This window comes from Streptomyces sp. NPDC059452, from assembly GCF_042750035.1.
Lineage (GTDB): Bacteria > Actinomycetota > Actinomycetes > Streptomycetales > Streptomycetaceae > Streptomyces.
The window spans coordinates 118,719-126,046 of sequence record NZ_JBHYVE010000014.1 but is presented as its reverse complement, the minus strand read 5'-3'; the positions used below and the strand labels follow the sequence as shown (position 1 = coordinate 126,046).

Below are 7,328 nucleotides of genomic sequence, written 5' to 3'. Positions count from 1 at the left end.
GCGGAGGGTAGGGGTCGTGCGAGGTACGAGTGCGGCACCTGCCCGCAGCGGAGGCGAAGCCCAGCGCGACCACCAGCACGAGCGGCTGAGCTGAGTCGCAGCGGAGGGTAGGGGTCGTGCGAGGTACGAGTGCGGCACCTGCCCGCAGCGGAGGCGAAGCCCAGCGCGACCACCAGCACGAGCGGCTGAGCTGAGACCCCGTACGGGCTCCGGGGCTTCCCTTGCGAGGCCGGTAGGGCTTCCCTCCGCACCGGGGGGGACGAATCCGCCCGAGCCCCGACCGTGACCGAATCTCCCCCAGGATGTGATCTGCGTCCCGGGGGAGAGTCGTTTCCGCAGGTCACCGCAGTTATGGGGGTAAACCCAGGACCGAAAGACCTGTCCATTTCGTGACGTAATGCACTGACAGTCGGTACAGGTACAGGTCAAGCTGATGTAGGAAGTCGGGGGTATCGATTGAAACCGGGAGTTGTCAGTGAGCGCCATGTCATTTGCCCTGTTGCTGACCACCGCCGCTGCCACGGCCGTCGGCGCCGCCGCGCTGCATGCCGCTCACGGGCTGCGCAAGCAGGTCGCGGGCCTGCGCACGGAGCTGGCCGAGAGCCGCGCTCCCGGTGTGTCGGTGCCACCGCAGAGCCGCAGTACCGCCACCCCCGTCGAGGAGATACGCGCGGCCGTGGCCGAGGCGCTGGCGGAGGAGCGGGAGCGCGAACTGGCCGAGGCGCGCGCGTTCTGGGCCGCCCAGGAGGCCCGTGACGCGGCGGACGCCCCGTCCCTGTTGGGTGGGATGCCGGGGCTGGGCGAGGACACCCCGTTCTACCTCCCCCGTCAGGCCGACTTCGCCGGTCTGGAGTCGCTGGACCTCGAAGCGGCCGAGGCGATGGAGGAGCTGGCCGAGCTGAGCGAGCGGACGCTGGCGGAGCACGAGGCCGGTGAGTTCGCCGGTGAGTTCACGGAGCTGCCGGACCTTCCGGAGGTCGCGGAGTTCCCCGAGGACTCCCCCGAGCTGGCCGCGGCCCGCCGCCGCCACCCCTCGCACCCGGACTTCGTCCCCGTACAGACGCCGGTCGTCACCGACCACGAGCGCACCGTGAGCCGCCTGGAGGAGCTGGCCGACCTGGCCACCGAGCTCACCGATGTGCGGCCGGGACCGCTGGGGACGCTCGATGTGTACGTCTTCGCCGACGGCACCACGCTCTGCATGACCCCCGGCCACCGCGAGACGGCCGAACGGCTCGCGGACGCGCTGCGGGCGGGCCGGCAGCCGGTGCTGCTGGGCGGCTCGGGCGTCTCGGGCGCGTACGCCCTGACCTTCTCCTGCGGCGAGGACAACGTCTACATCCTCGCGGACCGGGTCATCGCCTCGTTCTGATCGGATACTTCCCGTACTTCCAACCGGATCGTTACGGTCCCCCGGGCGCGGGCCCGGCTAAGCGAAAGCCCGCGCCGCCGCTTCCTCGACGTATCGCACGGCCTCGTCCAGCTCTCCGGACGGGGCCGTCACCAGTGCCAGGGCCAGATCCCGCCCGGTGACGGCGAGCTGGTCGCCCACGGCGAACACCCCGGCGTCCGGCAGCACGCGGGGCTCCGCCCCGGGGCTCTCCAGGCGCTGGGCCCGTACGGCGAGTTCGCGGGCGGCGGCCAGCGCTTCGGCGGCCGCACCGCGCTGGAGGCGGCTCTGCGGGGCCGAACGCAGCCGGTCGGCGAATCGGTCCACGGCCAGGATCAGAGGCGTCGTATCGAGCACCCGCCGACCCTACGCGCCCGCGGAGCCGGGCTGCCACGTGCCCTGCGCCGGGGACACACCGAAGGGCCCCGCAGGCGCGATGCCTGCGGGGCCCTTCGGATGGTGCACGGGCGCTGCTCCACCGGCACGTTCCCGGTGAGCCACCGCCTCGGCCGTCTACTCGGTCGTCGGCTCAGCCGTCGACTCGGTCGACTCAGTCGTCGCCGCTGAGGATGGCGACGAGACGCAGCATCTCGATGTAGATCCACACGAGGGTCACGGTGAGGCCGAAGGCGGCCAGCCATGCCTCCTCGCGCGGGGCGCCGTACGCGATGCCGTCCTCGACCTGCTTGAAGTTGAGGGCGAGGATGCACGCGCCGATCACGATCGCCACGATGCCGAAGATGATGCCGAGCGTGCCACTGCGGAAGCCGAGGCCGTCACCGCCGCCGAAGACGGCGAACAGCATGTTGACCATCATCAGCAGCATGAAGCCGATGGTGGCGGCCATCACGAAGCCGTAGAAGCGGCGCGTGACCCGGATCAGACCCGTGCGGTAGGCGATCAGCACACCGGCGAAGACCGCCATCGTGCCGAGCACCGCCTGCATCGCGGCGCCGGGGGCCACGTAGTAGCTGACGATGTTGCTGACGATGCCGAGGAAGACACCCTCGAACGCCGCGTACGTCAGGATCAGCGGCGGCGAGGGCCGACGCTTGAACGAGTTCACCAGCGACAGCACGAAGCCGATGATCGCGGCGCCGACGGCGACGCCGATGGCGGTGCCCAGGTTGGCCTGGTCGACCGGCATGACCCACCACGCGACGGCGGCGGCCACGACCACCAGGCCGAGCGTCATCGCCGTACGCGTCACCACGTCGTCGATGGTCATCGCGTCGGTGCGCGCGGGCGCCGGGGCGCCGGGCTGGCCCTGCTGTGCGTAAGGGTTGGTGGCGTACGGGTTAGCGGCGGTGCCCTGCGCGAACGGGTTGGCCCCCGTCGCGGCGGCCCCGGCCTGCGGCGCCGCGTTGAAGCCCGCGTGGCCGTTGTCGCGGCTGAACCCCCGTCGCGAGAAGACCGGGTTGCTGCTCCTCATCTCACTCCTCCATGGCCACACTGCGTGGCCTCGCGACAAGGGTAATGGGTAGGCAAAAGAATCACCCTAGTGCCAGAGGAGGATCTTTATCACCGTCGCCCGCACGGACCTGGGAAACCCCGCCGGACCGGGACCGACACCCCGTCGCCACAAGATCGCCGGAGAGGGCCGTTCGGGGTCCTGGTGTCCCCACGGTGTTCCCGAGCCCGCTCGCGTACCCCGCATACCCCGTGCACCCCGCGTGCCCGCCGCCTCCGGCCCGTTATGCCCGGTCACCCCCCGTAAGGTGCGTGGTGCCCGGAGCCGGACTCGAACCGGCACGCCCCCGAGGGGCAGCGAGGTTTAAGCTCGCCGTGTCTACGTTCCACCATCCGGGCGTGCCGCGCGGCTCCGCGTTGGCAACTGACCCTATCCGGGGGCGTCCCCCGATCAGCGGAACAGTGGCGCGATGTTGTCCTATTTTATTGACCGCTTGAGGGACCGTCAGCACATACGCGCGCCCTCACCACGCGCCCGCACCGGATACCGGCAGGCAGGACGCCGGACGGGATTGACGGAAAGTCGCCGCACCCGTACGGCCCAATGCGCCAGGTGCGCGCCATGGTTCGCCAGGGGGTCCGCCACCCTTGGGGGCCGAGGGGCCGGTGGGGGGCCTTGTTCCGGGGTGATGCGGGCCCGCGCCCCTTACCGGGAGGCCATCACCGTGCGTCACGGGGTCGGCCGGTGAATGACGTGTCAGGGGCCGGTGGATGACGTGTCAGGGTCGATGTCATACCCGAGGAGGACGGCTCCACCCCTGTGATGCGACTCAAGAGGGCCCCGGGAACGGGCATCGGGAGTGACGCCCCGGGGCGATCCGGACGTAACGATGGAGTAAGTCCCCGGGCAGCGCCGTCAGCGCCGCCCCAGCACCTCGTGTGCCACGTCCGCATCACCCGAACCAGGAGTGTCCCTGTGACCACCACCCCCACCGTTCACCGCGCCACCGCGGTGGCTGCCCGCGCCACGGAGCTGTCGAAGGTCTACGGCGAGGGTGAGACGCAGGTCGTCGCCCTGGACCGGGTGACCGTGGACTTCCCGCAGGGCGAGTTCACCGCGATCATGGGCCCCTCGGGCTCCGGCAAGTCGACGCTGATGCACTGCGTCGCCGGTCTCGACAGCTTCAGCAGCGGTTCGGTGCGCATCGGTGACACCGAGCTGTCCACGCTGAAGGACAAGCAGCTCACCCAGTTGCGCCGGGACAAGATCGGCTTCATCTTCCAGGCGTTCAACCTGCTGCCGACGCTCACCGCGCTGGAGAACATCACCCTGCCGATGGACATCGCGGGCCGGAAGCCCGACGCCGCGTGGCTCCAGAAGGTCATCGACATGGTGGGGCTCTCCGAGCGGCTGAAGCACCGGCCGACCGAGCTCTCCGGCGGTCAGCAGCAGCGCGTCGCCGTGGCCCGCGCCCTGGCCGCGCGGCCCGAGATCATCTTCGGTGACGAGCCGACCGGGAACCTGGACTCGCGCTCCGGCGCCGAGGTCCTGGGCTTCCTGCGCAACTCGGTGCGCGAGCTGGGCCAGACCGTGGTGATGGTGACCCACGACCCGGTGGCCGCCTCCTACGCGGACCGGGTCATCTTCCTGGCGGACGGCGCGGTCGTCGACCAGATGATGCACCCGACGGCCGACGGCGTCCTCGACCGGATGAAGGCGTTCGACGCGAAGGGCCGCACGAGCTGACGCGGACGGCCCGAGGCCACCGCGCCCCGGCCGCCGCTCCCGCGCGCCCCACGCCCCCCCTTCCGGAACCCATCCCAGGACACACAGACATGTTCCGTACCGCCCTGCGCAATGTGCTCGCGCACAAGGCCAGGCTGCTGATGACCGTGCTCGCCGTCATGCTCGGCGTAGCGTTCGTCTCCGGCACCCTGGTCTTCACCGACACCCTCGGCAACGCCTTCCGCAACCAGTCCGCCAAGAGCTACGACAACGTGGCCGTCGCCGTCTCCACCTACGCCGACGGGCGCGACGAGAAGAACCCCGGCCTCGACGAGGCCACCCTGGACAAGATCCGCGGCCTGGACGGCGTGGACACCGTCACCGGCCGCGTCAACGGCTTCGCCGGGGTCGCCGACCCCGACGGCAAGCTGATCGGCAACGGCTGGTCCAACACCGGGGGCAACTTCGCCCCGGGCAAGGACGGCAAGGACACCGCGTACGACTTCACCGACGGCAGCGGCCCGGTGAAGAGCGGTCAGATCGCGCTCGACAAGGACACCGCTTCCAAGGGCAAGTACCGCGTCGGCGACCCGGTGCGGGTCGCCACCAACGGGCCGGTGAAGGAGTACACCCTCTCCGGTGTCTTCACCACCGAGGACGGCGCGGTCAACGCGGGCGGCAGCCTGGTGCTGTTCGACACCGCGACCGCCCAGCAGCTCTACCTGAAGCCCGGCGTCTTCCAGAACGCCACCGTGGCCGCCGCGGCCGGCGCGTCCGACCAGAAGCTGCTGGACGCGATCACTCCGCTGCTGCCGGAGGAGGCCACCGCGCAGACCGGCAAGGCCCTCGCGGACGAGCAGGCCAAGAGCATCGAGAGCGGTCTCAGCAGCCTCAACACCATGCTGCTGGCCTTCGCGGGCATCGCCCTGTTCGTCGGCATCTTCCTCATCGCCAACACGTTCACCATGCTGGTCGCCCAGCGCACCCGTGAGCTGGCCCTGATGCGGGCCATCGGCGCCACCCGCCGCCAGGTCAAGCGCTCCGTGCTGATCGAGGCCGCCGTCGTCGGAACGCTCGCCTCCGTCATCGGCTTCGCCCTCGGTCTGGGCCTCGCCACCGGGCTGCGCTCCGCGATGGGGCTCCTCGGCGGCAAGATCCCGGCCGGTCCGCTGGTCGTCTCGACCACCGCGGTCCTCTCCGCCTTCGCCGTCGGCATCCTGATCACCGTCCTGGCCGCCTGGCTGCCCGCCCGCCGGGCCGCGCGGATCGCCCCGGTCGCGGCGATGAGCAGCGTGCACGCCACCGCCACCACCAAGTCCCTGGTCGTACGGAACTCGATCGGCGGCGTCATCGCCCTGCTCGGCGCGGCGGGGATCGTCGGCGGCGCGGCGGCCGGCGGAGTGTCCGGCAGGCAGCTGGTCGCAGGCGGCGCGTTCTTCGCCCTGATCGGCGTCATCATCCTGATCCCGCTGCTCTCCCGCCCGGTCATCGCCCTGGTGCGGCCGTCGCTGACGAAGCTGTTCGGTGTCTCCGGGAAGCTGGCCTCGCAGAACGCGGTCCGCAACCCGCGGCGTACCGGAGCCACCGCCTCCGCCCTGGCGATCGGGCTGACCCTGGTCACCGGCATCTCGGTCCTCGGTGTGACGCTCGGCCAGGCCATCGACAAGATGACCACGGACAACATCAAGGCCGACTACATGGTCACGATGGCCAGTGGCGACTCGCTCGACGAGTCGGCGCTGACCGCCCTGTCGAAGGCGGACGGCGTCACCGCCCTCTCCCCGCAGCAGGCCGCGTACTTCGAGATCGACGGCGAGTTCCACTCCGCCTCCGGCGTCACCCCGGGCGATGTGGAGAAGGTCTTCGCCCTGAAGACGGTCTCCGGTTCGCTCGGCTCGCTCAACGACGGCCAGGTCGCCGTCGGCTCCAAGACCGCGAAGTCCAACGGCTGGAAGACCGGCGACACCCTCCCGGTGAAGTTCGACGACGAGAAGAAGGGCAAGCTGACGATCGGCGCCCTCTACGAGGAGAACGAGTTCCTCTCGCCCTTCGTCATCCCGAAGGCCCTCGCCGACGAGCACAGCCCCGGCGCCCACTCCGCCATCCGCGAGATCTGGATCAAGACGGACGGCGGCGCGAGCAAGGCCAACGAGCAGGCCATCGTGGACGCGCTCGGCGACAACCCGGCGATGAGCGTCATGGACCGGCAGGACATCCGTGACATGTTCGGCGGCTTCGTCAACACCGCGCTGAACATCATGTACGGGCTCCTCGCCATGGCCCTGCTGATCGCCGTCCTCGGGGTCGTCAACACCCTCGCGATGTCGGTGTTCGAGCGGCAGCAGGAGATCGGCATGCTGCGGGCGATCGGTCTCGACCGGGGCCGCGTCAAGCGGATGATCCGTCTGGAGGCCGTCGTCATCTCGGTCTTCGGCGCGGTGGTCGGGGTCGGCCTCGGGGTCTTCCTCGGCTGGGCGATCGGCTCCACCCTGGCCAAGGACATCCCCGGCTACGCCCTGGTGATCCCGTGGGACCGCCTCGCGATCTTCCTCGCCCTGGCCGGCCTGGTGGGCGTCCTCGCCTCCCTGTGGCCCGCCCGCAGCGCCGCGAAGCTCAACATGCTGACGGCGATCAAGACCGAGTAACCGGAGTCCCGGGGACCGGGACGAAGGACAGAGGGACAGAGGGACGAAGGGACGACGAGGGGCCGGGGGGCCCCCCGGGGGGGGGGGGCCGGCCCCCCCGCCCCAGGACCACACGATCAATGGGCGGTCACGGGGCTCCCCCCCCCACACCCCCCCC

At 70.6% G+C, this 7,328-nt stretch carries 5 protein-coding genes and 1 tRNA gene; 3 read left to right on the top strand and 3 right to left on the bottom strand.

Features of this window, described 5'->3' with window-relative positions; genetic code table 11:
- Positions 1–499: 499 nt before the first annotated feature.
- Positions 500–1,372 (top strand): hypothetical protein, encoded by an 873-nt coding sequence (locus tag ACFW9Z_RS19980; RefSeq protein WP_384642564.1) that lies wholly within the window; start codon positions 500–502, stop codon positions 1,370–1,372.
- Between the two features lie 57 nt (positions 1,373–1,429).
- On the opposite strand, the gene ACFW9Z_RS19975 is transcribed toward ACFW9Z_RS19980, so the two are convergent.
- From ACFW9Z_RS19975 to ACFW9Z_RS19965, 3 genes are all read right to left on the bottom strand, one after another.
- Positions 1,430–1,747, bottom strand: a complete 318-nt coding sequence (locus ACFW9Z_RS19975; RefSeq protein WP_384642373.1) for a hypothetical protein — start codon at positions 1,745–1,747, stop codon at positions 1,430–1,432.
- Positions 1,748–1,940: 193 nt separating this feature from the next.
- Positions 1,941–2,822, bottom strand: coding sequence for a Bax inhibitor-1/YccA family protein (locus ACFW9Z_RS19970; RefSeq protein WP_384642370.1), 882 nt, complete (start codon positions 2,820–2,822; stop codon positions 1,941–1,943).
- A gap of 291 nt (positions 2,823–3,113) precedes the next feature.
- A tRNA-Leu gene (locus tag ACFW9Z_RS19965) sits at positions 3,114–3,199 on the bottom strand.
- A 577-nt stretch (positions 3,200–3,776) separates the two neighbouring features.
- On the opposite strand from ACFW9Z_RS19965, the gene ACFW9Z_RS19960 reads away from it, so the two are divergent.
- Together ACFW9Z_RS19960 and ACFW9Z_RS19955 are read left to right on the top strand one after the other, a co-directional pair.
- Positions 3,777–4,547 (top strand): ABC transporter ATP-binding protein, encoded by a 771-nt coding sequence (locus ACFW9Z_RS19960; protein ID WP_384642367.1) that lies wholly within the window; start codon positions 3,777–3,779, stop codon positions 4,545–4,547.
- An 89-nt stretch (positions 4,548–4,636) separates the two neighbouring features.
- Positions 4,637–7,171 carry an ABC transporter permease gene (locus tag ACFW9Z_RS19955; RefSeq protein ID WP_384642364.1) on the top strand — a complete coding sequence of 845 codons (2,535 nt, stop codon included), beginning with the start codon at positions 4,637–4,639 and terminating at the stop codon, positions 7,169–7,171.
- The last annotated feature ends 157 nt before the right edge of the window (positions 7,172–7,328 follow it).